This is a genomic window from Streptomyces sp. NPDC051310, assembly GCF_044455245.1.
Classification (GTDB): domain Bacteria; phylum Actinomycetota; class Actinomycetes; order Streptomycetales; family Streptomycetaceae; genus Streptomyces.
The window spans coordinates 328085-352132 of record NZ_JBITEO010000003.1 but is presented as its reverse complement, the minus strand read 5'-3'; the positions used below and the strand labels follow the sequence as shown (position 1 = coordinate 352132).

The window sequence follows — 24048 nt, the reverse complement described above, 5'->3', positions numbered from 1 at the left end:
CCGTCCGGTCCGGCCTGCCGGTTCCGGCGCCCGCGCGGGCGATCAGGGCAGCAGCCGCTGTTCCTTCGCCACCGCCACCGCTCCCGCGCGCGTGTCGACGCCGAGCTTGGCGTAGATGCGGCCCAGGTGCGTCTTGACGGTCGCCTCGCTGATGAACAGCGCCCGCGCGATCTCCCGGTTGCCCAGCCCGCGGGCCAGCTGGCCGAGGATGTCCAGCTCGCGGTCGGTCAGGGCCGGGGCGCGTCTGCGGTGGACGACACGGCTGAGGGCCGTGCGGCCCTCGGCGGCCGCGTGGATGGCGGCGAACAGCTCCTCGGGGCGCTCCGCCTTCAGCAGGTAGCCGGCGGCACCGGCGTCGACGGCCCGGGTGATGTCGGCGTCCGTGTCGTACGTGGTGAGGACCAGCACTTGTACGCCGGGCGCGGCGATCCGCCGCGTCGCCTCGGCGCCGTCGATGCCCGCGCCGAGCTGGAGGTCCATCAGGACGACGTCCGGCCGCAGTTTGGCGGCCATCGCGACCGCCTCCTCGCCGCTGCCCGCCTCGCCGACGACCTCGATGCCGGGGGCGCTGCCGAGCAGCGCGCGCAGCCCGGCGCGTACGACGGCGTGGTCGTCGCACAGCAGGAGCCGTACGGTCATGGCTGTTCCAGGGGGATCGACACGGACAGGACGGTGCCCTCGCCGGGCGCGGACTCGACGGTCAGGGTGCCGCCGAGCTGCTCCGCGCGGGCCCGGATCGCGCGCAGTCCGTGGCCGCGGCCGTCGCCGGGCGGCGGCGGGGCGGCCGGGTCGAAGCCGCGGCCGTCGTCGGCGATGTCCAGGACGACCTGGTCGTCCAGGTAGGTGAGGGTCAGCGCGGCCGAGGCGGCGTCGGCGTGCTCCCGTACGTTCGCCAGCGCGCCCTGCGCGATCCGGAGCAGCGCCGAGCGCACCCGGTCGGGCAGGGCGACCGGTGTGCCGTCGACCCGGAAGCCGACGGGCAGCCGGCCCGGTTCGCGGGCGGCGAGGGCGGCGAGCGCCTCCGCGAGTCCCGCGCCCTCCGCCAGGTCGGCCGGTGCCAGGTCGTGGACGAAGCGGCGCGCCTCGGCGAGGTTGCGCTCGGCGATCGACGCGGCCGTACGGACATGGCGGCGCGCGGTGGCGGGGTCGGCGTCCCAGGTGCGGTCGGCGGCCTGCAGCAGCATGCGCTGGCTGGACAGGCCCTGGGCGAGGGTGTCGTGGATCTCCATGGACAGCCGCTGCCGTTCCGCCAGCGTGCCTTCGCGCCGCTCGGTGGCGGCGAGCCGGTCCGCCTGCCGCTGCGCGTGCACGAACACGGCGGTGGCGACGGCCGCGACGGCGGGCGGCGCGACCAGCAGGTTCGGGTCGACGCCGCCGTCCGCGAGCTGGAGCTGCGCGGCCATGACGAACGCCGTGAGCAGGGCCACCAGCACGAGCGCGGCGCGGGGCGGCAGCGTCCGCAGCCCCGTGTAGAACAGCGGCACCGCGCACCACGCGAAGCTCGGTGCCAGCACCACGAGCACCACCCACACGGCGACGACGGTGCTCAGCCAGGCGAGGCGGCGCGGTACGGGCGCCACGTACAGCGCGGCGAGCGCCACCGACAGGGCCACGACCCACGGGCCGAGCTCCGCCCACGGGTGGCGCAGCAGGAACCGCGCCAGCGAGGCGCCGAGCAGCGCGAAGAACGCGGCGTGCATCACCCGGGCCAGCCAGCGGGCGTCGGGGTCCTGGTCCACGGCGCTCCTCTCGACCGTCGTACGTCGTCTCCGTGTCCGTACGCGCACCTGCGTCCGTACGCCGCCATCCTCACCCGGGCGCGGGGGCGCGGCATCAACCGATCGGCTGACCCCGGGGCCCGGAGGGCGGCCCCAGGATCGGAAGCACAAGCCCCTTCGCCAAGGAGTCCCCGTGAAGAAGATGTCGCTGCGCGCCCGTGTCCTGACCGGTGGCGTGGCCGCCGCCGCCCTGTCCGCCGGTACGTTCGGCGCGATGTCGGCCACCGCCGCTCCGGCCGCCGCCCCTGCCGCTCCGGCGCGGACGGCCGACGCCTCCGGGCACCACCTGCGCACCACCTCCCACCTCACCGTCGACGCGGCCACCCGGGCCGCGCAGGCCGCCCTCAAGGCCGCCGAGAAGGACGGCCGGCACGTCACCGTCGCCGTCGTGGACCGCAACGGGACCCCGCTCGTCACGCTGCGCGGCGACGGCGCCGGCCCGCAGTCGTACGAGTCGGCCATCCGGAAGGGCTTCACCGCCGTCTCCTGGAACGCTCCGACGTCCGAGCTGGTCAAGCGCCTGCAGAGCGCGCCGAACCTGAAGGACATCCCCGGCACGCTGTTCCTGGGCGGCGGCGCCCCGGTCGCGGCCGACGGCGCGCCGGTCGCGGGCATCGGCGTGGCGGGTGCGCCCAGCGGCGACCTCGACGAGAAGTACGCGCAGGCGGGCGTTGCCTCCCTCGGCCACTGACCACCCCGGGCGGCACGCACGCCCCCCCCCGGGGCCGCCGGCTCCTCCCCCCGGGCCGCCGGCGGTCCCTAGGATCGGTGCGTGGACCACCGATCGTTTCGGCAGCGCCTGCGTGCCGTCGCCGCCCCGCTGCTCGCCTGCGTCCTCGCCGCCGGGTGCACGAGCGGCGACGGCCGTTCCGGATCCGGTGGGGCCGGGGCGGCGGGGCTGGACGACCCGTACTTCCCCCGGCTGGGCAACGGCGGCTACGACGTGCGCCACTACGACCTCGCCCTCGACTACGACCCGGCCACCGGGCGCCTGACCGGCACCGCGACCATCACCGCCCGTGCCACCCAGGAGCTCAGCGCCTTCAACCTGGACCTCACCGGGCTGACGGTCGACGCCGCGAGCGTGGACGGCGAGCCGGCGGCGGTGCGGCGCGCGGGCCCGGAGCTGACCGTGCGCCCCGCGGCCGGCGTCGCCGACGGCGCCACCTTTCGCACGGTCATCCGCTACTCGGGCACCCCGCGGACCCTGACCGGTGACGACGGCGCGCAGGAGGGCTGGCTCAGGACCTCCGACGGTGCGCTGGCGCTCGGCCAGCCGACCGGTTCGACGGCCTGGTTCCCGGGCAACCACCACCCGTCCGACAAGGCCTCGTACGCGGTGGCCGTCACCGTGCCGCAGGGTCTGCAGGCGGTGTCGAACGGCGAGTTGCGGGAGCAGCGGACCCGCGGCGGCCGCACCACGTTCGTGTGGCGGTCCGCCGAGCCGATGGCGAGCTACCTCGCGACGGTCGCGATCGGCCGGTACGACACGAAGGTCTCGCGCACGCCGTCCGGACTGCCCGTGCACACCGCGACCAAGGGGGCGGAGGCCGACCCGGAGCTGCTGGCCCGCATCCCGGAGCTACTGGCGTGGGAGGTGGAGAACTTCGGTCCGTACCCCTTCTCCTCCGTCGGCGCGATCGTCGACCCGACCGTCGACGTCCAGTACGCGCTGGAGACGCAGACGAGGCCCTTCTACGCCAAGGACACCTTCACCGTGGAGTTCGTCGTCCACGAGCTGGCCCACCAGTGGTACGGCAACTCGGTGTCGCCCGAGTCGTGGCGCGACATGTGGCTGAACGAGAGCTTCGCGCAGTACGCCGAGTGGCTGTACGCGGAGGACTTCGAGGACACCCCGGCGCAGAAGAGCTTCGAGGAGGCCTTCGCCGACCCGGACAACTGGGCATTCGCGCCGGCCGAGCCGCCGTCGGCGGCGGACATCTCCGCCGACCCCGTCTACTACCGGGGCGCGATGGTCCTCCACAAGGTGCGGCTGGCCGTCGGTGACGACACCTTCTGGGAGATCCTGCGGGGCTGGCCGGCGAAGTACCGGCACGCCAACGCCTCGACGGAGGACTTCACGCGGTACGTGGAGGAGGTGGCGGGGGAGGACCTGGACGCGCTGTGGGACACCTGGCTGTACGGCGAGGAGCGGCCCGCCGGCCCTTCCGCGTGAGGCCCGGCCGGCCGGACGGCCCCCGCGCGGTGACGCCCGGCCCCGCCGGCGGCCCTACAGGTCCTTGCGCATCACGACGCAGTCGCGGCCGAGCCGCTGGTCGGGGCGCCGGTCGATCTCCTCGTAGCCGAGGCTGCCCCAGAAAGCGAGGGCGTTGGTGTTGTTCTCCAGGACGGCCAGCTTGATGCCGCGCCGGCCCAGCCCCCTGTACCGCTTCTCGATGATCTCGGCGAGCTCGCGGCCGAAGCCGACCCGGTGGTCCCGGGCGTGCACCATCAGCAGCCCGATCCAGGGGTCCGGGTCGTCCGGGTCGGTGGGGTGGTGCGCCCGTGTCACCGAGATGCCGATGACGTGACCCGCCGAACGGGCCAGCAGCACCTCGGCGTCCGGGTGCGCCAGCTCCTCGGCGAGCGAGGCGGCCACCTGCTCGGGCCGGATGTCGTCGGGGTCCGGGAAGTCCCCGCTGAGCTGCTGGAACTCCCGGTTCGACGCGTACAGCTCGGTCAGCTCGGTGAGGAGCGGCCCGGGCAGGGCCGCTTCCCCGCCCACTTCCAGGGGTTCGACGATCATGCGCAGAACAGTAGGGCCCCGGCGCGGGGTTCGCCGCCGGGGCCGCCGCCGTGCGCGTACGTCAGATGTTGACGCCGAAGTCGCGGGCGATGCCCTCCAGGCCCGCGGCGTAGCCCTGGCCGACCGCGCGGAACTTCCACTCGGCGCCGTGGCGGTACAGCTCGCCGAAGACCATGGCGGTCTCGGTGGCGGCGTCCTCGCTGAGGTCGTAGCGGGCGATCTCGGTGCCGCCGGCCTGGTTCACGATGCGGATGTAGGCGTTGCGCACCTGGCCGAAGTTCTGCGAGCGATTGACCGCGTCGTAGATGGAGACCGGGAAGACGATCTTCTCGACGCCGGCGGGGAGGCCCGCGAGGTTGACGTTGATCTGCTCGTCGTCACCGCCGCCCTCGCCGGTGCGGTTGTCACCGGTGTGGACGATGGTCTGGTCCGGCGTCGACTTGTTGTTGAAGAAGACGAAGTGGCCGTCGGAGACGACCTTGCCGGAGGCGTCGACGCCGATGGCGGAGGCGTCGAGGTCGAAGTCGGTGCCGGTGGTCGTGCGGACGTCCCAGCCGAGGCCCACCGTCACGGCGGTCAGGCCCGGCGCCTCCTTGGTCAGCGAGACGTTGCCGCCCTTGGACAGGCTTACAGCCATGGGAAGTCCCCTTCGTCGATCTACGTCGTGTGACGTCATGGTGTCACTGCAGATAACGCGCCGGGCGGTGCGCTGGTTCCGCGCGGCGAAAAGCGGGTGACGTGAGCGCGCCAGGCGCGCGACCATGGGGGCATGTCCGGTCCCTATGTCATCCGTGGTGCGGTCTCCCTGCCGGAGGCCGAGCTCATGTGGCGTTTCTCCAGGTCGTCCGGGCCGGGCGGGCAGCACGTCAACACCAGCGACTCGCAGGTGGAGCTGCGTTTCGACCTGGCGCGGACGGTGGCGCTGCCGCCGGTGTGGAAGGAGCGGGCGCTGCAGCGGCTGGCGGGGCGGCTGGTGAGCGGTGTGATCACCGTTCGCGCTTCGGAGCACCGCTCGCAGTGGCGCAACCGCGAGACGGCGGCGGTCCGCCTGGCGTCCCTGCTGGCCGAGGCGACGGCGCCGCCGCCGAAGCCGCGGCGCCCGACGAAGATCCCTCGCGGGATCAACGAGCGCCGCCTCCGGGAGAAGAAGCAGCGCGCCGAGACCAAGCGTGGCCGCTCGCCCCGCGACTGGGCGTAGCGCCGCGCGACACCGCACGGCTCCGCACCGCGGGCCGTGCCGGGTGACGCCGCGGGGGGTACGGGGGTACCGCCGCGGCGTCGCCGCAGACTTCCGCCGCCGGGCGGGGCCGCGGCCTGCGCCGGGTGGCGGTACCGCGTACCGCCTGCGCCGGCGGGCGGTGGCGCGCGACCTGCGCCGGGTGGCGGTACCGCGTACCGCTTGCGTCAGCGGGAAGTAGCGCGCGACCTGCGCGCAGGTACCGCGTACCGCGTACCGCGTACCGCCCTGCGCCCGCGCGGGCGGCAGCGCGCGGCCTGCGCCCAGGTGGCCGTACCGCGTACCGCCTGCGCCCGCGCCCGGGTAGCGCGTACCGGGCCGCGCGAGCGGGGTAGCGCGTACCGGGCCGCGCGAGCGGGGTAGCGCGTACCGGGCCGCGCGAGCGGGGTAGCGCGTACCGCCTACGCCAGGTGGCGGTAGCGGCCGCGGAAGTACGTCAGGGGGCCGCCCTGCGGGCTGGGGAAGTCCGCCGTCAGGACGCGGCCGATCACCAGCGTGTGGTCGCCCGCCTCCACGCGCTGCTCCGTGCGGCACTCCAGGACCGCCAGGGCCCCGCCCACCAGCGGCGCGCCGCTCGCCTCGCCGCGCGTGTACGGGATGTCCGCGAACAGCAGCCGGTCGCTGATCCGGCCCTTCATCGCGAAGCGGCCCGCGATGTGCCGCTGGCTCTCGGCCAGCACCGACACCGCCCACAGCGGCTGCTCGGCGAGCAGGTCGTCCATGCGGGAGCCGTTGCGCAGGCTCACCAGGACCAGGGGCGGGTCCAGCGAGACGGACATGAAGGCGGTGGCCGTCATGCCGACGTCCTCGCCGCGCGGACCGCCCGCGCCCAGCGGCGGTTCGACGGCCGTCACCAGCACCACGCCCGCGGCCAGCCGGGACATGGCGGCGCGGAACTCGTCGTTGCTCACCCCCTCAGGATGGGGGACGGCAGGGGCTGAGGGCTGGGTCGTCGGCAACACACCGGGAACGCTAACCTTCCCGCCTGTCGCCCACATCGGGCCAGGGGACCAGCCAGGTCCTAGGACCATCCGCCCACCTGTCCGCCCGCCCGTCCGTCCCCGCCGGACCCGGACCGGCCGCCGGTCCGGCCCCGTGCCGGGCCCGGACGGACGTCGACACCATCGGTTTGCTGGACGTTGCCGGAAGCAAAGGGATACGGCGCCGCGGGGCCTTCCGCGCGGCCCAACATCATCTGTTGTGACTTGAGTCACAGAGCCGGGGAATTGTTGACCCTGTGTACCGAGTGCGCAGCTCGCTGTGATTCAGTGGCCGGTGACAGTGCAACACGAGCGCCGATGAGAACCCTGGAGTTGCTGTCGAGGTCTCGGGGAGAGCGAGCAATGGAGACCGAGTCGGAGCCGTACGTCCGTCTTGCGACCCTGCGGCAGCTGCATCAGGTCGTCGCCAATCTCAACACGGCCCGCAGTCTGGCCGACACGCTGCAGACCGTCGCCGACGGAGTCGTCCAAGGCCTCGGGTACGAGCTGGCCTGCGTCAATCTCGTACGCCCCGACGGTGACCTGGTCGTCGCCGCCTTCGCCGGCAGCCCCGCCGCCGAAGCCCTGATCACCGGCCGTGTCGGCTCCCGCTCCTCCTGGGAGCGCCGGCTGTCCATGGGCGAGTCGTGGGGCGACCTGCGCTTCATCCCGCACACCGAGGGCTGGGTCCTCATCGAGGACGACGTACCGCAGTGGCACACCGAAGGGCCCGAGCCGCGCTTCGAGGACGAGTGGCACCCCCGCGACCGGCTCTACGCCCCGATGTACGCCTCCGGCAACGGCCGCGAGCTCCTCGGCGTCATCTCCGTGGACCGGCCCCGCAACGGCCGCCGGCCCGGCCCCTGGGGCCAGGAGGCCCTGCAGATGTACGCCTCGCAGGCCGCGATTGCCATCAGCAACGCCCGGCTGCGAGCAAACATGCAGCGGGCGCTGGTGCGTCTGGAGCGCGAACAGCAGGCGCTGCGGGCCAGTGAAGAGTCGTTCCGCCAGGCCTTCGAGTACGCGCCCTCCGGCATGGCCATCGCCGAGATGGGCGGCGACCAGCACGGCCGGCTGCTGCGCGCCAACGACGCGCTGTGCCGGCTCCTCAACCGCCCGGCCTCCGTCATGCGCCGCTACTCCTTCGCCGACCTGGTCCACCCGGAGGACATCGGCACCCTGCTGCGCACCTCGGCGGAGGGGGGCCGCGCCGAGCTGCGCCTCGGCCGCCGCGACGGCACGTACGTGTGGGTGTCGCTGCGGAACTCGGTGGTGGCGGACACCGCCGACGGGCCGCGCTTCCTGCTGACCCACGTCGAGGACATCGAGGAGCGCAAGCGGCACGAGCTGCAGCTCGCGCACCGGGCCTCGCACGACGCGCTGACCGGCCTGCCGAACAGCGCCGAGCTGCGGGCCCGCCTCAGCGCCCGGCTCTGCGCGCGCCCGCAGGCGGTGCGCACCGCGGCCGGCCCCGACGCGTACGAGCCGGAGGCCACCGCCTACGAGTACGAGTACGAGTACGAATACGAGCAGGGGCACGCGCACACCCACCCCCACCCGCACGGGCACGGCTTCGACTTCGGCGCGGACGCCGCCGGGCCGTACGACCACCACGTCCACACCGTCGCGCCGCCGGCCGAGGGGGAGGCGGACGACGGGACGAAGGGGCTCGCGGTCCTCTTCTGCGATCTCGACGGCTTCAAGTCGATCAACGACCGGTTCGGGCACCACACCGGCGACGCCGTGCTCATCGAGGTGGCCCGCCGCCTGAGCGCCGGCGTGCGGGACGGGGACACGGTCGCGCGCCTCGGCGGTGACGAGTTCGTCGTTCTCGCCGACGGGCTGGGCGCGGCCGACGCCGCCGACCTCGCCGTACGGCTGCGCAACGCGATCATCCCGCCGATCCGCGTGGACGGGCGCGCGGTGCGCGTGGGGGCCAGTTTCGGCATCGGCTGGGCCGAATGCGGGATGTCCGTCGAAGAGGTCCTGAACTCCGCTGACCAGCGCATGTACATCGAGAAGCGCTCCCGTTCCAAGGTTCACCGCCGGGCGGGCTAGTCCGTTCGGGGTAGGCTCGCCCGGGTCGGTGACCGCTGGCGAGCAGGGATGAGGAGTGACCAGGGATGGCTGCCGGTAACCACGGCAACGGCGCGGGCACGCCCGAGGACGACGATCCGTTCGGCTACCTGTACGCGGACGGGCAGGCGACGGGCGCGCAGGCGCCCCGCCAGGGCGGCTACGGCTATCCGGGTCCGGTCGGCGCGGCGCAGCCCGGCGTGCCGAGAACGTCGTACAACCAGGTCCGCGCGGTCGGCGAACGCCAGTACGGCGGCGGCCAGCTGCCGCCGCAGCGGCCCGCCCCGCAGTACGCGGCCCCCGAGACGTACGGTTCGCCGCCCCAGGCGCACCCCGCCGTCCCGCCCCAGGCCCAGCAGCGCGGCGGCCGCGGTGGCGGGCCCAACACCAAGGGCCTGCTGATCGGGGCGATCGCGGTCGTGCTGGTCGTGGTGACCGGTATCACCGTCGCCCTGCTGACGAACAACGGCGACAAGGACAAGAACACCGGCGCGGTCCCGTCCGGCGCCGCCTCCCCGGTCCAGGAGTCCCCGGACCCCGGGGCCTCCGAGGGCGGCGGCGAGGGCGAGGAGCCGGCCGCGCTGCCCAAGCAGGACGCGGCAACGCTCCAGCTGGGCGCGCCCGCCGTCCTGGCCAAGGACGTGAAGGGCGCCGAGGGCGCCGACGGCGCGTACGTGACCGGGTTCAACGCGGTGGGCGCCGCTGTGACCTGGAAGGCGGACGTGCCGGAGGCGGGCGAGTACAAGCTGTACGTGCGCTACGCCATCCCGGCGCAGGACGCCAACGCCACGCTGACCGTGAACGGCAAGGCCAACTCCAACCCCATCGGTCTGAAGAACTTCATCCACTCCACGGACCCGAACTGGGAGAAGAACTGGCAGACCACCTGGGCGCCCATCACGCTGCAGAAGGGCGCGAACGAGATCAAGATCTCGTGCGAGCAGGGCAACCAGTGCAACGCCATCCTGGACTGGCTGGAGGTCAAGCCCGCCTGACCGGCGCGTGAGCGGCGGGTGAGGCCGCGGCCCCTGGGCCGCGGTCCCGCCGTGTCAGGTGTGCCGGCCGGCGGACACCGCCCGCAGGAACCGCACCACCGTCCCCGTCATCGCCTCGCGAGCGGGGGCGAGGTATTTCCGGGGGTCCACCACGTCCGGGTGGGCGGCCAGGAAGTCCCGTACGGCGGCGGTGAAGGCCGTGTTCAGGGCCGTGCCGATGTTGATCTTGGTCATGCCGGCGGCGATCGCGGCGCGCAGCTCGGCGTCCGGGACGCCCGAGGAGCCGTGGAGGACCAGCGGGACCGGGACGGCGTCGCGCAGGGCGGCGATCAGGGTGTGGTCGAGGGCCGCCGTGCGTGCGGTCATCGCGTGCGTGGAGCCGACCGCGACGGCCAGCGCGTCCACGCCGGTGTCGCCCACGAACGCGGCCGCCTCGGCCGGGTCGGTGCGTACGCCCGGGGCGTGGGCGTCGAGCGGCGGCTCGCCGTCCTTGCCGCCGACCCTGCCCAGCTCGGCCTCCACCCACATGCCGCGCTCGTGGCCCCACCGGACGGCCTCGGCGGTCGCCTTGACGTTGTCGCCGTAGGGCAGCTTCGACGCGTCGAACATCACCGAGCCGAAGCCCTCGGCGTACGCGGCGTGCAGCAGTGCGGGGGAGACCACGTGGTCGAGGTGGAGGCCGAGCGGGGCGGTCGAGGCGCGGGCGACGGCCGACGCGGCGGCGGCGACGGCGGACAGGTCGCCGCCGTGGAACCGTACGGCGTTCTCGGAGATCTGGAGGATCGCGGGTGTCCCGGCCCGCTCGGCCCCGGCCGCGATGGCCTCGGCGTGCTCCAGGGTGATGACGTTGAACGCGGCGATCGCCTGCCGCTCCGTCCTCGCCTGGGTGATCAGGTCTCCGGTGGGGACGAGCGGCATGTGCACTACCTCCGTTGCGGGGCCGGACTGGGGGGAGTCTTGCCGATCACGCCGGGCTAGGCGGCAGGTGCGAGCTCCGTCACCGTGATGCGGTCCAGGAGCTCCCGGTACGTGTGGTCGTCGAACTCGCCGGCCGTGGGCGCCGGCACGGTGGCCGCCGACAGGGCGGCGGCGCGGCGCAGGCGCTCGGGCCAGTCGAGGCCCTCGACCAGCCCGGACAGCAGGCCGGCCACCGCGGAGTCGCCGGCGCCCGTCGGGTTGCCCCTGACCGGCGCGGGCGGCGCGGCCCGCCAGGTGCCGTCGGGGGTGACGGCGAGCAGCCCGTCAGGGCCGAGGGAGGCGGCCACGGCGCGGGCGCCGCGGCGGCGGGCGTCGAGGGCGGCGCGCAGCGGCTCGCGGGACCCGGTGAGGTGGGCCAGCTCGTCGGCGTTGGGCTTGACGAGGTCGGGGCGGGCGGCGATGCCCCGGCGCAGCGCATCGCCGCTGGTGTCCAGCAGGACGGGTACGCCCGCGGCGCGGGCGCGGCGGATCAGCTCGGCGTACGTGCCGACGCGGATGCCCGGCGGCAGGCTGCCGCACAGGGCGACGGCCCTGGCCTGGTGCACGAGGGTGTCGTACGCGGTGAGGAAGGCCGCCCACTCGGCGGGGGTGACGAGGGGGCCGGGCTCGTTGAGCTGGGTGGTGCCGCCGGTGGAGGCGTCGACGACGGCGACCGTGCGGCGGGTGGGGCCGCCGACCGGGACGAGCGCGTCGCGTACCGGCAGCGGGGCGAGCAGCTCGCGGAGCATGTCGCCGGTGGCGCCGCCCGCGAAGCCGGTCACCACGGTCTCGTGGCCGAGCGCGGCCAGCACGCGGGCGACGTTGAGGCCCTTGCCGCCGGGGCGTTCGGCGACGTCGGTGACGCGGTGCGAGGTGTGCGGCACCAGAGCGCCGACCTGGTACGTGAGGTCGAGGGCGGTGTTCAGCGTGACCGTCAGGATCACTCGTCCACCACCCCCCGTCAGGTGACGCTCGTTCCGGTTGCCTGCGGGTTCTGATCATGCCAAACGGAAGGCGGTTGGCCCAGACCCCCTCGGGCGATCGGCGGTCTCAGCGCACGGGGGGCTCGATGACCCATTCGCCCTTGCGCATCACGCCCTTGAGGGCGAAGCCGGCGTCGAGGACCACCAGGTCGGCGTCCTTGCCCGGTTCGAGCGAGCCGACCTTGTCGTAGACCCCGAGGAGCTTGGCCGGGTTGGCGGAGATGGCCTGGACGATCGCCTCGACGGGGAGCTTGTCGACGGTCGCGGCGCGCTGGAAGGCGGTGTCGAGGGTGAGGGTGGAGCCGGCGATGGAGCCGCCCTCGACCAGTCGCGCGACGCCCTCGCGCACCTCGACCTCCAGCGGCCCGAGGTGGTACACGCCGTCGCCGAAGCCGGCCGCGTCCATCGCGTCCGTGATGAACGCGACCCGCTCGGGCCCGGCGTGATGGAACGCCAGTTCCAGGGCGGCGGGGTGCAGATGGGTGCCGTCGTTGATCAGCTCGACGGTGATCCGCTCGTCCTCCAGCAGCGCGGCGATCGGGCCGGGGGCGCGGTGGCCGAGCGCGGGCATGGCGTTGAAGAGGTGCGTGGCGACGGTGGCGCCCGCCTCGATGGCCTCGACCGTCTGCTCGTACGTGGCGTCGGTGTGCCCGATCGCGGCGATGACGCCGTGCTCGGCGAGCAGCCGTACGGAGTCGATGCCGCCGGGCAGTTCGGTGGCGAGGGTGACCATGCTGGCGTGGCCGCGGGCCGCGTCGATGAGCTTGCGGACCTCGGCCGGGTCCGGGTCGCGCAGCAGCTCCTCGCTGTGGGCGCCCTTGCGGCACGGCGAGATGAAGGGGCCCTCGAAGTGGATGCCCGCGATGTCGCCCTGTTCGGCCAGTTCCGACAGCTCCCCGGCGCGGTGCGCCAGGAAGTCCATGTCGCCGGTGACGGTGGAGGCGACGACGGTGGTGGTTCCGTGCAGCCGGTGGGTGTGGACGCCCTGGAGGACCTCCTCGACGGTGCCGGAGGTGAAGGAGGCGCCACCGCCGCCGTGGTTGTGCATGTCGACGAAGCCGGGGACGACCCAGTGCCCGGTCAGGTCGATCTCCAGCGCGGGCGCTCCGGAGGGGGTGCGGCCGGCGATCCGGCCGTCCTCGACGGTCACCCGCCCGCTGTCGACGATCCCGGTCGGCAGCACCACGCGGGCGCCGGCGAGAACCTTGCGATCGGCCATCAGGCGGATACCTCCGAACTGGCGAGTAGGTCCCAGGCGAGGAGGCCCGCGCCCAGGCATCCGGCGGTGTCCCCGAGGGCCGCCGGCACGATGGCGGGCAGCTTCTGGAACGTCACCCGCTCCTCGACGGCCGCCCGCAAAGGTGTGAACAACGTTTCCCCCGCCTCGGCGAGACCGCCACCGATGATGAGCGTGCGGGGGTCCAGCAGGGTGAGTGCGGTGACGAGCCCGTCGGCGAGTGCGTCGACGGCGTCCCGCCACACCCGTACGGCCCGCTCGTCGCCCGAGGCGACGGCCTCGGCGCAGTCCGCCGCGTCGGCGTCCGGGTCGCCGCTCGCCTCCGACCAGGCGCGGCTGACGGCGGCGGCCGAGGCGAGGGTCTCCAGGCAGCCGCGCTGCCCGCAGCCGCAGACGGGTCCGCCGGGGCGGACCACGATGTGGCCGATCTCGCCGGCGCAGCCGTGCGCGCCGGCCTCGATGGCGCCGCCGATGCCGATGGCGCCCGCGATGCCGGTGCCCAGCGGCACGAAGAGGAACCGGTCCGCGCCCCGGCCGGCCCCGACGCGGCCCTCGGCGAGCCCGCCGGTGCGCACGTCGTGCCCGAGGGCGACCGGCAGGCCGCCGAGGCGCTCGCCCAGCAGGGCGCGCAGCGGGACGTCGCGCCAGCCGAGGTTGGCGGCGTAGACGGCGGTGCCGCCGTCGGGGTCGACGATCCCGGGCACGGCGACGCCGGCGGCGACGGCTCCGGTGCCGTACCGCGCGCGGCCGTGGGCGTGCAGCTCGGCGGCGAAGCCGAGGATGGTCTCCACGACCGCGTCCGGTCCGCGCTCCCGGCCGGTGGGGCGGCGCGCCTCGTGCAGCAGCGCGCCGTCCTCCGCGACCAGGGCGGCCTTCATCCCGGTGCCGCCCACATCGAGGGCGATGACGTGTCTCACGGAGACAGTGTGGCTGGTGCACCCGTGAAAGGTCTAGTCCACTTCGAGGATTGTTGTTCACGCATACAAAATGCTTTTCCCGTGCGTCCCGGGGGTGCCTCGACACCCCCTACGACGACAGGATCACGCTCCGCGTCAGGTTGCGCGGCCGGTCCGGGTCGTACCCCTTCGCCTCCGCCAGCGCCACCGCGAGCCGCTGGGCGCGCACCAGGTCCGCCATCGGGTCCGCCGTCGCGTGCGCGTGCAGCGTGCCGCCGACCCGTGCCACATCGGCCGCCAGGCCCTCCGGCAGCGCGCCGAAGACCCAGGCGACCCGCCCGGGACCGGTGATCGAGATCGGCCCGTGGCGGTACTCCATCGCCGGGTACGCCTCCGTCCAGGCACCCGCCGCCTCGCGCATCTTCAAGCCCGCCTCCAGCGCCAGCCCGTACGTCCAGCCCGTCCCCAGGAACGTCCACTGCTCCGCCCCGACCACCGCCTCCGGCAGCGGCTCGGTCACCGCCAGCTCCGCGTCGACCGCCGCGGCGCCGACCGGCTTCACGCCCTCGACGTCCCCCAGCCCGGCCCGCAGGAACGCGAGCGCGGTCGTGGCGAACCGGGTCTGCACCACCGACTCCTCGTCGGCCCAGTCCAGCACCGCCACCGTGTCCGCCGCGTCCTTCACGGGCGTCGCCGGGTCGGCCGTGAGGGCCAGCGTCGGCACCCGGCCGCGCAGGGCGCCCAGCAGCCGCAGCACCTCCGTCGTCGTCCCCGACCGGGTGATCGCCACCACGCGGTCGTACGGGCGCGACAGCGGGAACTCCGACGAGGCGAAGGCGTCGGTCTCGCCCTGCCCCGCCGCCTCGCGCAGCGCGGCGTACGCGATCGCCATGAACCACGACGTGCCGCACCCGGTCACCGCCACCCGCTCCCCGGGCCTCGGCAGCCCCTCGGATCCGGCGGCGGCCTCGGCGGCACGGCGCCAGCAGGCCGGCTGGGTGGCGATCTCTGCTGCGGTACGGGACATGCGAGGAACTCCTACGGCGTCGTACGCGTACAGGACCAGGCCGGTCTAGCAGACCCGAGTTGGCGAAGCGAGACCAAGTGGTGTAGACCTCATGCTCTCCGTAGGAAGCGAAAGTGGGACGAGGCCGTGCAGCGACGCCGCACTCTGGGAACGACCGCGGCGGTGGCCGCACTGGGCATGCTGGCGACCCTGACCGCCTGCGGCAGCGGCGGCTCGGGGGACGTGACCCTCAAGCTGGTCGCCGCCGACTACGGCAGCTCCGGCAGCAACACGTCGAAGACGTACTGGGACAACGTTGCCAGGGCCTTCGAGAAGAGCCACCCCGGCGTCACGGTCGACGTCCGGGTGCTGTCCTGGAAGGACGTCGACCGCGAGGTCGCCGAGATGGTCGCCCGCGACGAGGCCCCGGACCTGGCGCAGATCGGCGCGTACGCCGACTACGCCAAGGCCGACAAGCTCTACGACGTCGACAGCCTGCTGTCCGTCCCCACCCAGGCCAACTTCCTGCCCCTGCTCAGCCAGGCCGGCGAGATGAACCGGGTCCAGTACGGGATGCCGTTCGCCGCCAGCACCCGGCTGCTCTTCTTCAACGAGGAGCTGTTCGACAAGGCCGGCGTGGAGCCGCCCCGGACGTGGGCCGAGCTCAAGAAGGCCGCCCAGGCGCTGAAGGCCGAGGGCGTGAAGTACCCCTTCGCGCTGCCCCTCGGCTCCGAGGAGGCCCAGGCCGAGACCATGCAGTGGCTGCTCAGCGGGGGCGGCGGATACCGCGACGCCGGCGGCTCCTCGTACGAGATCGACTCGGCCGCCAACGTCCGGACCTTCCAGTGGCTCAAGGACGAGCTGGTCACCCCCGGGCTGACCGGCCCCGTGGCGCCCGGCAAGCTCGACCGGCAGCAGGCGTTCGACGCCTTCGCGCGCGGTGAGGTCGGCATGCTCAACGGCCACCCCACGCTGATGGAGACCGCGGAGGAGGCGGGCGTGAAGGTCGGCAAGGTGCCGCTGCCCGGCATCGAGGGCAAGGCCAAGGCCACCATGGGCGTCGCCGACTGGATGATGGCGTTCAAGCAGAACGGCCACCGCAAGGAGGCCGGCGCCTTCCTGGACTTCGTGTACCAGGACAAGAACGTCCTGGACTTCTCCGACCGGTACGACATCCTCCCGGTCACCGTCACCGCCAGCAACGCCATGGCGGAGGACCGCAAGCACGCCGGCCTGAAGGAGTTCCTGGCGGCCCTGCCGTCGAGCGAGCTGTACCCGGTGGGCGAGACGTCCTGGGCGAAGGTCAGCGAGAGCGTCAAGAAGAACATCGGCAAGGCCGTCGCCCCCGACACCGACCCCGAGTCCGTGCTCCAGCAGATAGCGCAGGACGCCCGGGACGCCGAAGCGGCCGAGTAGCTATGTTCTTCATATGACCGCCGACCTCACCGCCCGGGACAAGGCCGTCCTCGCCATGGAGCGCCGCTCGTGGCCGGGCCCCGGCGCCAAGGAGCGCGCGATCAGGGAGCAGCTCGCCATGTCGCCGACGCGCTACTACCAGCTGCTCAACGCCCTGCTCGACGATCCGAGGGCCCTGGAGCACGACCCCGTCACGGTCAACCGCCTGCGCCGCGTGCGCGCGTCGCGGGAGGCGCGGCGGTAGGTGTGGGCGCCGAGCGGCCGGGATAGTGAAAACCCCATGGGTACCGAACCGAACGCACTGCCGCATCCGCGCACGCCCGCCGGCCGCGAGGGCCTGGACGCCTTCCTGGCCCACCCCGAGCGGGCGGTCGTGGGCCTCGACTTCGACGGCACCCTCGCCGAGATCGTCGACGACCCCGAGCAGGCCCGCGCCCACCGCGGCGCCGTCGCCGCCCTCGCCGCGCTCGCGCCGCGCGTCGCCTCCATCGCCGTGATCACCGGCCGCCCGGCCGGCGTGGCGGTGCGGTACGGCGGCTTCGCGGGCGTCCCGGGCCTGGAGCACCTCGTGGTCCTCGGCCACTACGGCGCCGAACGCTGGGACGCCGTCACCGGCGCGGTCCGCGCCGCCCCCGAGCACCCCGGCGTCGCCGCCGTCCGCGCGGAGCTGCCCGGGGTCCTGGACCGGGCGGGCGCCTGGCGCGGCACGTGGATCGAGGAGAAGGGCCGCGCGGTCGCCGTCCACACCCGCCGCGCCGAGGACCCGCAGGCCGCGTTCGACGCGCTGCGCGCCCCGCTGGCCGACCTCGCCACCCGGCACGGCCTGGTCCTGGAACCCGGCCGCATGGTCCTCGAACTGCGCCCCCCCGGCATCGACAAGGGCGTCGCCCTCACCGACCACGTCCGTGAGACCGGCGCCGGCACGGTGGTGTACGCGGGTGACGACCTCGGGGACCTGCCCGCTTTCGCGGCCGTCGACAAACTCCGCGCCGACGGCACGCCGGGCCTGCTGATCTGCAGCGCCAGCGCCGAGGTCCCCGACCTCGCCACCCGCGCCGACCTCGCCCTCCCGGGCCCGGCCGCGGTGGTGGACTTCCTCACGCGGCTGGCGGAGCGGGTCACTCCGGCGTAGATCGACACCGTCTGCGGACGGTGGGGCCCACGCGGTCGCCGCCGCCGGGTGGGGTTCAGAGCCTGTCGGCCGCCCGGACCCGGTGGAGGTGGACGAGGACGTCGTAGGCCCGGCCGATCGCGAGGGCGGGCAGGGGGTCGGGGGTGAAGGTCGAACCGGCGTCATACACCGGCCGGGGCCGGTTGAGCCAGGCCCGGGCCTCGGCGGGCGCCGCCCGCAGGTCCAGGTAGAAGTCCCGGTACCCGACCCGGTCCAGGGTGTGCTCGTGCATGCCGGGGCGCGCCGCCGGAACGGTGACCGGCTTCCAGTCGCCGTCGAGGGAGGCGTCCTTGGTGAGGAAGGAGCCGCCGGCGAAGGTGAGGCCGATCGCCGCGTAGTCGCGGCCCAGGCGGTCGCGCAGCACGGCGCCCTGGGTGCGCGGGTACATGTCGGGATGGGCGGACAGGTAGCCGACGTGGCCGTTGTGGGCGGACAGCAGCATCCTGTGGCCGGTCCGGCGCTGCCACCACAGCACGTTGTCGGCCATGGCCTGGTCGCGCAGGCGCTCCGCGGCCGTGACCGAGGCCGGGTCCGCGAGGTCGACGGTGGCGAAGGCGAAGGTCCGGGCGATGTTCCGGGCGTGCTGCACGGTCCACGCGTAGTCCTCGTCACCGGCCCCTTGGTGCCCGGCGACCAGGTCGAGGGCCTCCTGGGCCTGCGCGGCGTTCTCCCTGCGTTCCGACAGCGGCTTGCGCAGGTGGGCGAAGATGTCGTCGAAGGGGCGCAGCCCCGCGTACAACTCCTCGAGCCGGGGCAGTGCCTCCGGACTGGTCGTACCGACGGACGACAGGACGCGTTCGAAGATGTGGTCGCCGAGCTTCGGTGCCCCGAGGTCGTCGCCCATGAAGTGGACCCGGCGGTCGGGGTGGCGGCTGTTGTGCTCGCGCATCCAGCCGATCAGACGGACGAACTCCTCGCGCTCCCAGGGGGATCCGGCCAGCGTCTCCCGCGCGATCCGCCGCGGATCGCCGGGGCCGCCCTGGAGGTACTCGTCGATCCTGAGCCCGGCCGACCAGCTCATCTCCAGGGCGAAGGTGGTGAAGCCGCGTTTCTCGACGAGGTACTGGAAGACGCGGTGCTTCATGGCGAAGAACTCGTGCGAGCCGTGCGTGGCCTCGCCGAGGCCCACCACTGCCGCGCCTCCGACCATGGCGTCCAGCGCCCGCAGGTCCGCCGTCGAACCGCCGGGATCCGTGGAGCGCAGCGGGTGCGCGGCCCGCTCCAGGGAGCGTACGACGCCTGCGGGGGACGCGGGGGACGCGGGGGACGCGGGGGGTGCGCCGGGTGCGTCGGGTTGGAAGGGTGGGGACGGGCCCGCGGAAGCCACCGGGGCGGCCACCGCCGTGGCGGCGAGCGCCGCCGTGAGCGCGAGCAGTCCTCGCCGGCCGATCGACTTCCTGTACCCGTGCATGGTGATCACTCCTCGTGTGCGGCGGCTCCCCGAACCGATGCAGTGATCTTCATGCGCCGCGGCGCGGAGCGCACTGAGGCAGCCCACCGTCCCGGTCCGGGGGTCCTCCCCCGCAGCCGGCGGGGGTACGTCCCGCCGTTTCCGGTGCCGACCGGATGGTCCGGCCGGCACCGGAACGAACAGGGTCGAACCACCAAGAGGACCTCGGGTCCGGGAACCGCTGGTGAGAGGGGCTAGCCCTCCCGCAGCGCGTTCAGCTGGTCCAGGAACCAGCGCTGCGGCGGCAGGGCCGTGGCCGCCGCGGCGAGGCGCTTGGTGCGTTCGGTGCGTTCCGCGGGCGGCATGGTCAGGGCCTCGTGGAGCGCGGCGGCCGTGCCCGTCACGTCGTACGGGTTGACCGTCAGCGCCTCGTCGCGCAGCTCCTCGTACGCGCCCGCCTCCCGCGACAGCACCAGCGCGCAGCCCGCGTCGGAGACCACCGGGACCTCCTTGGCGACCAGGTTCATGCCGTCGCGGATGGGGTTGACCAGCGCCACGTCCGCCAGCCGGTACGCCGCGAGGGAGCGGGCGAAGTCGTCCTCCACGTGGAGGATCACCGGGGTCCAGCCGTCGGTGGCGAACTCCGCGTTGATCTCGTCGGCGAGCTGCGACACCCGCGCCGTGTACTCCCGGTACACCGGCAGGTCCTGCCGCGAGGGGTAGGCGAACGCCAGGTGCACCACCCGCTCGCGCCACTCCGGGCGCTCCTCCAGCAGCGCCCGGTACGCCAGCAGGCCGCGCACGATGTTCTTCGACAGCTCCGTGCGGTCCACCCGGACGATGACCTTCCGGTCCGTTCCGCCGATCTGCTCGCGCAGCGCCGCCATCCGGTCGTCCACGTCCGCGCGCCGCGACCGCTCCCGCAGGAAGTCCGCATCGGCGCCCAGCCCGTGCACGCCCAGGAAGGTCCGCCGCCGCTGGTGGCCCGGGATGCGGTACTCGAAGCTCGGCTCCTGGTCGCGCGGCCAGTACGCCATCCCGTCGAAGTGCCCCAGCACCGACTGGCAGCAGTTCTGGAAGGCGCGCAGCCATCGCTGCGTGAGGAACCCCAGGCGGTCCGCGCCCAGCATCCCGAGCAGCAGCTCCTCGGCGATGTCGTCCGGCAGCATCCGGAAGTACTCCGGCGGCGCCCACGGCGTGTGCGAGAAGTGCCCGATGCGCAGGTCGGGCCGCAGCTCCCGCAGCATGCCCGGGGCCAGCGCCAGGTGGTAGTCCTGGATCAGCACCGTCGCGTTCCGGTCCGCCTCGTCCGCCAGGGCCGCCGCGAACGCCCGGTTGTACAGCCGGTAGGCGTCCCACTCCCGGCGGAACTCCGCGTCGTAGACCGGCTCCAGCGGCGTCTGGTACAGCATGTGGTGCACGAACCACAGCACCGAGTTCGCGATCCCGTTGTACGCCGCCGAGTGGGTCGCCGCGTCGATGTCCAGCATCCGCACGCCCGGCTCGGCGATCCCGCGTCGCACGGCCTCGCGGTCGCCGTCGCCCAGCGCCGCGCAGACCCACAGGGCGCCCGCGTCCGGCCCGATCGCGGAGAGGCCGGAGACCAGACCGCCGCCTCCCCTGCGGGCGTCGAGCGTGCCGTCCGCGCGGGGCACGTAGCTGACCGGACCTCTGTTCGAAGCAACGAGAATCTGGGGCGCCATGGAGACGAACCTAGCCCGTACCGGAAACGCTCAAACGTACGGCCCTCACGCCGCGCGCCGGCGCCGCGCGTACTCGGCCACGCTCACCATCGGCGGCCGCTCCTCCGTGTCCACCGGGTAGGTACGCGGGACGAAGCCGTCCGCGCCCCGGTCGAACTGGGTCAGCTCCGGCCGCACCAGGTGCGCCCGCGACAGCCGCAGCTGCGCCGTCCGGTAGATCGCCGCCGCCATCCGCCCCAGCGCCCGGTCGTCCTGGTGCCGGTGCCTGCGTACGCCCACGTCCACCTGCGCCAGCGCGTCCAGCCCGGCCAGGTGCAGCGCGTCCACCAGGAGTCCCAGCTCCACCCCGTACCCCACCGGGAACGGCAGCCGCTCCAGCAGCGAGCGGCGCGCCGCGTACTCCCCGCCCAGCGGCTGCACGAACCCGGCGAGCTGCGGCCAGTGCAGGTTCAGCAGCGGCCGGGCCACCAGCTCGGTCACCCGCCCGCCCTGCCCGGCCGAGCCCGCCATCGGCCGGTCGTACATCGCCTTGACGAACTGCACGGACGGGTCCGTCAGCAGCGGGCCGACGATCCCCGACACGAAGTCGGCCGAGAAGTCCCGCAGGTCCGCGTCGACGAAGCACACCACGTCCCCGCGGGTCACCAGCAGCGACCGCCACAGCACCTCGCCCTTGCCGGGCAGCGCGGGTATCCGGGGCAGGATCGCGTCCCGGTGCACCACGCGCGCCCCGGCCGCGGCCGCCACCCGCGCCGTGCGGTCCGCCGACCCCGAGTCGACGACCACCAGCTCGTCCACGAGCGGCACGGACGGCGTCATCAGCTCGCGGCGGATGACGGTGACGATCTCGCCGACCGTCGCCTCCTCGTTCAGCGCGGGGAGCACCACACTCACGGTCGTACCCTGCTTCGCCGCGAGCAGCTGGTCGAGCGGTCGCTCCGTCACGGACCAGGACCGCCGGTCCAGCCAGCGCTCCACCTCTTCCAGCACGTGATCTCCATCTCGCGTATCGGACGACCATCTCAAGCGTCCGGGGGTTCGGTTACAGTCTTGAGCAACGCGGATGACCGTCGCATGTCGGGTCCCCCGCGATCACAATCGAATACCGCTCATCCAGAGGGGCAGAGGGACACGGCCCGTTGAAGCCCCGGCAACCCTCCAGTCGGCACTCGCAGACGCATGCGCGCGAGGCCCCGGCTAGGGAAGGTGCCAAATCCGTCTCATGGCGAAGTGCGCCATGAGGAAGATGAGGAGAAAGGGCCTCGCCTCCATGGCTGTACAGACTGTCGCCACCGCCAAGAACGTCGATCTCGGCCCCGCCGCCGCCCTCTCCTGTCGCGAATGCGGCGAGCGCTTCCCGCTCGGCCCGATCTTCGCCTGTGAGCTGTGTTTCGGCCCGCTCGAGATCGCCTACGACCTTCCGGCGGGTGACCCCGAGGCCCTGCGCAAGCGGATCGAGGCCGGGCCCGCCAACATCTGGCGCTACGCGCCGCTGCTGCCCGTCCCCGCGGACGTCGCGGACAAGCCGAACCTGAACCCGGGCTGGACCAAGCTCGTCCAGGCCGACAACCTCGCCCGCGAGCTCGGGGTCGAGCCGGGCAGGCTGTTCGTGAAGGACGACTCCGGCAACCCGACGCACTCCTTCAAGGACCGCGTCGTCGCCCAGGCACTGGAGGCCGCCCGCGCCTTCGGCTTCACCACCCTGTCCTGCTCCTCCACCGGCAACCTGGCCGGCGCGGTCGGCGCCGCCGCCGCCCGGGCCGGCTTCCGCTCCTGCGTGTTCATCCCGCACGACCTGGAGCAGGGCAAGGTCGTCATGGCCGCGGTCTACGGCGGCGACCTCGTGGGCATCGAGGGCACGTACGACGACGTCAACCGCTTCTGCTCCGAGCTCATCGGCGACCCGCTCGGCGAGGGCTGGGGCTTCGTCAACGTCAACCTCCGCCCCTACTACGCGGAGGGCTCCAAGACCCTCGCGTACGAGATCTGCGAGCAGCTCGGCTGGCGGCTGCCCGACCAGCTCGTCATCCCGATCGCGTCCGGCTCGCAGCTGACGAAGATCGACAAGGGGCTCCAGGAGCTCATCGAGCTGGGCCTGGTCGAGGACAAGCCGTACAAGATCTTCGGCGCCCAGGCGGAGGGCTGCTCCCCGGTGTCGGCCGCCTTCAAGGCCGGTCACGACGTCGTACGGCCCCAGAAGCCGAACACCATCGCCAAGTCGCTCGCCATCGGCAACCCGGCCGACGGCCCCTACGTCCTGGACATCGCCCGCCGCACGGGCGGCGCGGTGGAGGACGTCGACGACGAGCAGATCGTCGACGCGATCAAGCTGCTGGCCCGTACCGAGGGCATCTTCGCCGAGACGGCGGGCGGTGTGACCGTCGGCGTGACCAGGAAGCTGATCGAGGCGGGCCTCCTGGACCCGGCCCTCACCACCGTCGTGCTCAACACGGGCGACGGCCTGAAGACCCTCGACGCCGTCGCGCCGACCACCGGCCCGACCGCGACGATCCGCCCGAGCCTGGACGCGTTCCGCGACGCCGGCCTGGCCTGACCCGTACCGGCTGCACCGAAAGGCATCACGACATGAGCGTCAACGTGCGCATCCCCACCATCCTCCGCACGTACACGGGCGGCCAGGCCGAGGTCACGGCCGAGGGCGCGACCCTCTCCGAGGTCATCGAGTCGCTGGAGAAGAACCACCCGGGAATCGCCGCCCGCGTCCTGGACGACCAGGGCAAGCTGCGCCGCTTCGTCAACGTCTACGTCAACGACGACGACGTGCGTTTCGAGCAGGGCCTGCAGACCGCCACGCCGGACGGCGCGGGCGTCTCGATCATTCCGGCCGTCGCCGGCGGCTGACACCGATTTCTGGAATTGCCCCCTCCGCAGCACGAAGCGGAGGGGGCAATTCTGCATGGTTGAGCGCGGTAGAGTTGGGGAAGTCCCCGCCACCGTCCGTGCCACGCGCATATGAATTCGCGCCCGCGCACGACGAGATGCAGTCAAAGTGTCCGTGCATGTTGCGCCGAATGTGCGTTTTGCCGGGCCCGACTTGCCCGGGATTCTGGCCAATTCGGCCAACTTTTCCGTTCACGCCTGCTCGGAATTCTCGTCCGATTGACCTGTTGCAGACGGCAGTTGGACAGATACATTCAGCGGCGGTCGACGCGTTCCGGCGCACGCCCGCACCTGTCAGCGGGTGAGGTCTGACCCGGGTCCGCGAAGTGCGGTCTCGTGCAAGGGCCAGTAATAGGGGAGTTAGGCATGGCTCAGGGCACCGTCAAGTGGTTCAACGCGGAGAAGGGGTACGGCTTCATCGCGGTCGACGGTGGTGCGGATGTTTTCGTCCACTACAGCGCGATCCAGATGGACGGCTACCGCACCCTGGAAGAAGGTCAGCGAGTCGAGTTCGAGATCTCGCAGGGCCAGAAGGGTCCGCAGGCGGACATGGTCAAGCTCGCCGGCTAGCACTGA

The 24048-nt window shown here is 73.3% G+C and carries 24 protein-coding genes and 1 riboswitch; of the genes, 11 read left to right on the top strand and 13 right to left on the bottom strand.

Going from position 1 to position 24048, the window contains the following annotated elements; all coding sequences use genetic code 11:
* Window positions 1–42: 42 nt before the first annotated feature.
* Window positions 43–639 (bottom strand): response regulator, encoded by a 597-nt coding sequence (locus tag ACIA79_RS06560; RefSeq protein WP_399427032.1) that lies wholly within the window; start codon window positions 637–639, stop codon window positions 43–45.
* The gene (locus ACIA79_RS06555) at window positions 636–1700 is read right to left on the bottom strand and encodes a sensor histidine kinase (RefSeq protein WP_399427136.1); all 1065 of its coding nucleotides are present in this window, start codon (window positions 1698–1700) and stop codon (window positions 636–638) included. Before ACIA79_RS06555 ends, ACIA79_RS06560 begins: the two co-directional genes overlap by 4 nt.
* A gap of 211 nt (window positions 1701–1911) precedes the next feature.
* Between ACIA79_RS06555 and ACIA79_RS06550 the strand changes: the two genes are divergently transcribed.
* Window positions 1912–2469 carry a heme-binding protein gene (locus ACIA79_RS06550; protein ID WP_399427031.1) on the top strand — a complete coding sequence of 186 codons (558 nt, stop codon included), beginning with the start codon at window positions 1912–1914 and terminating at the stop codon, window positions 2467–2469.
* A gap of 81 nt (window positions 2470–2550) precedes the next feature.
* Window positions 2551–3954, top strand: coding sequence for a M1 family metallopeptidase (locus tag ACIA79_RS06545; protein WP_399427030.1), 1404 nt, complete (start codon window positions 2551–2553; stop codon window positions 3952–3954).
* Window positions 3955–4008: 54 nt separating this feature from the next.
* Here the strand turns inward: ACIA79_RS06545 and ACIA79_RS06540 are convergent, their stop codons facing one another.
* Window positions 4009–4524 carry a GNAT family N-acetyltransferase gene (locus ACIA79_RS06540; RefSeq protein WP_399427029.1) on the bottom strand — a complete coding sequence of 172 codons (516 nt, stop codon included), beginning with the start codon at window positions 4522–4524 and terminating at the stop codon, window positions 4009–4011.
* Window positions 4525–4585: 61 nt separating this feature from the next.
* Window positions 4586–5161 carry a TerD family protein gene (locus ACIA79_RS06535; RefSeq protein ID WP_399427028.1) on the bottom strand — a complete coding sequence of 192 codons (576 nt, stop codon included), beginning with the start codon at window positions 5159–5161 and terminating at the stop codon, window positions 4586–4588.
* 132 nt (window positions 5162–5293) lie between these two features.
* Between ACIA79_RS06535 and arfB the strand changes: the two genes are divergently transcribed.
* On the top strand, window positions 5294–5722 hold the full coding sequence (gene arfB / locus ACIA79_RS06530; protein ID WP_399427027.1) for an alternative ribosome rescue aminoacyl-tRNA hydrolase ArfB: 429 nt from the start codon (window positions 5294–5296) through the stop codon (window positions 5720–5722).
* A gap of 440 nt (window positions 5723–6162) precedes the next feature.
* On the opposite strand, the gene ACIA79_RS06525 is transcribed toward arfB, so the two are convergent.
* Window positions 6163–6645 carry a flavin reductase family protein gene (locus ACIA79_RS06525; protein WP_399427135.1) on the bottom strand — a complete coding sequence of 161 codons (483 nt, stop codon included), beginning with the start codon at window positions 6643–6645 and terminating at the stop codon, window positions 6163–6165.
* Between the two features lie 459 nt (window positions 6646–7104).
* On the opposite strand from ACIA79_RS06525, the gene cdgB reads away from it, so the two are divergent.
* Both cdgB and ACIA79_RS06515 read left to right on the top strand, forming a co-directional pair.
* Entirely contained in the window at window positions 7105–8799 is a 1695-nt protein-coding gene (cdgB, locus tag ACIA79_RS06520; protein WP_399427026.1) for a diguanylate cyclase CdgB, read from the top strand.
* A 65-nt stretch (window positions 8800–8864) separates the two neighbouring features.
* Window positions 8865–9812, top strand: coding sequence for a CBM35 domain-containing protein (locus ACIA79_RS06515; RefSeq protein ID WP_399427025.1), 948 nt, complete (start codon window positions 8865–8867; stop codon window positions 9810–9812).
* Between the two features lie 54 nt (window positions 9813–9866).
* Here ACIA79_RS06515 and ACIA79_RS06510 read toward each other — a convergent pair whose 3' ends face one another.
* The 5 genes from ACIA79_RS06510 to ACIA79_RS06490 all read right to left on the bottom strand — a co-directional run bounded on the left by ACIA79_RS06510 (window position 9867) and on the right by ACIA79_RS06490 (window position 14912).
* Window positions 9867–10730, bottom strand: coding sequence for a ketose-bisphosphate aldolase (locus ACIA79_RS06510; RefSeq protein WP_399427024.1), 864 nt, complete (start codon window positions 10728–10730; stop codon window positions 9867–9869).
* Window positions 10731–10786: 56 nt separating this feature from the next.
* Window positions 10787–11713: a 1-phosphofructokinase family hexose kinase gene (locus tag ACIA79_RS06505; RefSeq protein ID WP_399427023.1), complete on the bottom strand. Its 927-nt coding sequence runs from the start codon at window positions 11711–11713 to the stop codon at window positions 10787–10789.
* Window positions 11714–11819: 106 nt separating this feature from the next.
* Window positions 11820–12971, bottom strand: coding sequence for an N-acetylglucosamine-6-phosphate deacetylase (gene nagA / locus ACIA79_RS06500; RefSeq protein WP_399427022.1), 1152 nt, complete (start codon window positions 12969–12971; stop codon window positions 11820–11822).
* A complete protein-coding gene (locus tag ACIA79_RS06495; protein ID WP_399427021.1) occupies window positions 12971–13906 on the bottom strand; it encodes an ROK family protein in 936 nt (311 codons plus the stop codon). Before ACIA79_RS06495 ends, nagA begins: the two co-directional genes overlap by 1 nt.
* A 109-nt stretch (window positions 13907–14015) precedes the next feature.
* Complete coding sequence (locus ACIA79_RS06490) at window positions 14016–14912, bottom strand: SIS domain-containing protein (protein WP_399427020.1); 897 nt, start codon at window positions 14910–14912, stop codon at window positions 14016–14018.
* Between the two features lie 177 nt (window positions 14913–15089).
* On the opposite strand from ACIA79_RS06490, the gene ACIA79_RS06485 reads away from it, so the two are divergent.
* From ACIA79_RS06485 to otsB, 3 genes are read left to right on the top strand one after another with little or no spacing between them, the layout of a single operon-like run.
* Window positions 15090–16307, top strand: a complete 1218-nt coding sequence (locus ACIA79_RS06485; protein WP_399427134.1) for an extracellular solute-binding protein — start codon at window positions 15090–15092, stop codon at window positions 16305–16307.
* A gap of 13 nt (window positions 16308–16320) precedes the next feature.
* Window positions 16321–16551, top strand: a complete 231-nt coding sequence (locus ACIA79_RS06480) for a DUF3263 domain-containing protein (RefSeq protein ID WP_399427019.1) — start codon at window positions 16321–16323, stop codon at window positions 16549–16551.
* 36 nt (window positions 16552–16587) lie between these two features.
* Window positions 16588–17439, top strand: a complete 852-nt coding sequence (otsB, locus tag ACIA79_RS06475) for a trehalose-phosphatase (RefSeq protein ID WP_399427018.1) — start codon at window positions 16588–16590, stop codon at window positions 17437–17439.
* A 55-nt stretch (window positions 17440–17494) separates the two neighbouring features.
* Here otsB and ACIA79_RS06470 read toward each other — a convergent pair whose 3' ends face one another.
* The 3 genes from ACIA79_RS06470 to ACIA79_RS06460 all read right to left on the bottom strand — a co-directional run bounded on the left by ACIA79_RS06470 (window position 17495) and on the right by ACIA79_RS06460 (window position 21561).
* Window positions 17495–18889, bottom strand: a complete 1395-nt coding sequence (locus ACIA79_RS06470; RefSeq protein WP_399427017.1) for an erythromycin esterase family protein — start codon at window positions 18887–18889, stop codon at window positions 17495–17497.
* 233 nt (window positions 18890–19122) lie between these two features.
* Window positions 19123–20571: a trehalose-6-phosphate synthase gene (locus ACIA79_RS06465; protein WP_399427016.1), complete on the bottom strand. Its 1449-nt coding sequence runs from the start codon at window positions 20569–20571 to the stop codon at window positions 19123–19125.
* Between the two features lie 45 nt (window positions 20572–20616).
* Window positions 20617–21561 carry a glucosyl-3-phosphoglycerate synthase gene (locus ACIA79_RS06460; protein WP_399427015.1) on the bottom strand — a complete coding sequence of 315 codons (945 nt, stop codon included), beginning with the start codon at window positions 21559–21561 and terminating at the stop codon, window positions 20617–20619.
* A gap of 116 nt (window positions 21562–21677) precedes the next feature.
* Window positions 21678–21824, top strand: a riboswitch (SAM riboswitch).
* On the opposite strand from ACIA79_RS06460, the gene thrC reads away from it, so the two are divergent.
* From thrC to ACIA79_RS06445, 3 genes are all read left to right on the top strand, one after another.
* Entirely contained in the window at window positions 21809–23125 is a 1317-nt protein-coding gene (gene thrC, locus ACIA79_RS06455; protein ID WP_399427014.1) for a threonine synthase, read from the top strand. It overlaps the preceding riboswitch by 16 nt.
* A gap of 32 nt (window positions 23126–23157) precedes the next feature.
* A complete protein-coding gene (locus ACIA79_RS06450) occupies window positions 23158–23433 on the top strand; it encodes a ubiquitin-like small modifier protein 1 (protein WP_399427013.1) in 276 nt (91 codons plus the stop codon).
* Window positions 23434–23838: 405 nt separating this feature from the next.
* Window positions 23839–24042 carry a cold-shock protein gene (locus ACIA79_RS06445; protein WP_031073244.1) on the top strand — a complete coding sequence of 68 codons (204 nt, stop codon included), beginning with the start codon at window positions 23839–23841 and terminating at the stop codon, window positions 24040–24042.
* Window positions 24043–24048: the final 6 nt, after the last annotated feature.

Bases quoted from the DNA above. Each gene is read 5' to 3' on its own strand.
- ACIA79_RS06560 (WP_399427032.1), bottom strand. From the start codon at position 639: ATGACCGTACGGCTCCTGCTGTGCGACGACCACGCCGTCGTACGCGCC.
- ACIA79_RS06555 (WP_399427136.1), bottom strand. From the start codon at position 1,700: ATGCACGCCGCGTTCTTCGCGCTGCTCGGCGCCTCGCTGGCGCGGTTC.
- ACIA79_RS06540 (WP_399427029.1), bottom strand. From the start codon at position 4,524: ATGATCGTCGAACCCCTGGAAGTGGGCGGGGAAGCGGCCCTGCCCGGG.
- ACIA79_RS06535 (WP_399427028.1), bottom strand. From the start codon at position 5,161: ATGGCTGTAAGCCTGTCCAAGGGCGGCAACGTCTCGCTGACCAAGGAG.
- arfB (WP_399427027.1), top strand. From the start codon at position 5,294: ATGTCCGGTCCCTATGTCATCCGTGGTGCGGTCTCCCTGCCGGAGGCC.
- ACIA79_RS06525 (WP_399427135.1), bottom strand. From the start codon at position 6,645: ATGTCCCGGCTGGCCGCGGGCGTGGTGCTGGTGACGGCCGTCGAACCG.
- cdgB (WP_399427026.1), top strand. From the start codon at position 7,105: ATGGAGACCGAGTCGGAGCCGTACGTCCGTCTTGCGACCCTGCGGCAG.
- ACIA79_RS06515 (WP_399427025.1), top strand. From the start codon at position 8,865: ATGGCTGCCGGTAACCACGGCAACGGCGCGGGCACGCCCGAGGACGAC.
- ACIA79_RS06510 (WP_399427024.1), bottom strand. From the start codon at position 10,730: ATGCCGCTCGTCCCCACCGGAGACCTGATCACCCAGGCGAGGACGGAG.
- nagA (WP_399427022.1), bottom strand. From the start codon at position 12,971: ATGGCCGATCGCAAGGTTCTCGCCGGCGCCCGCGTGGTGCTGCCGACC.
- ACIA79_RS06490 (WP_399427020.1), bottom strand. From the start codon at position 14,912: ATGTCCCGTACCGCAGCAGAGATCGCCACCCAGCCGGCCTGCTGGCGC.
- ACIA79_RS06485 (WP_399427134.1), top strand. From the start codon at position 15,090: ATGCTGGCGACCCTGACCGCCTGCGGCAGCGGCGGCTCGGGGGACGTG.
- ACIA79_RS06480 (WP_399427019.1), top strand. From the start codon at position 16,321: ATGACCGCCGACCTCACCGCCCGGGACAAGGCCGTCCTCGCCATGGAG.
- otsB (WP_399427018.1), top strand. From the start codon at position 16,588: ATGGGTACCGAACCGAACGCACTGCCGCATCCGCGCACGCCCGCCGGC.
- ACIA79_RS06470 (WP_399427017.1), bottom strand. From the start codon at position 18,889: ATGCACGGGTACAGGAAGTCGATCGGCCGGCGAGGACTGCTCGCGCTC.
- ACIA79_RS06465 (WP_399427016.1), bottom strand. From the start codon at position 20,571: ATGGCGCCCCAGATTCTCGTTGCTTCGAACAGAGGTCCGGTCAGCTAC.
- thrC (WP_399427014.1), top strand. From the start codon at position 21,809: ATGAGGAAGATGAGGAGAAAGGGCCTCGCCTCCATGGCTGTACAGACT.
- ACIA79_RS06450 (WP_399427013.1), top strand. From the start codon at position 23,158: ATGAGCGTCAACGTGCGCATCCCCACCATCCTCCGCACGTACACGGGC.
- ACIA79_RS06445 (WP_031073244.1), top strand. From the start codon at position 23,839: ATGGCTCAGGGCACCGTCAAGTGGTTCAACGCGGAGAAGGGGTACGGC.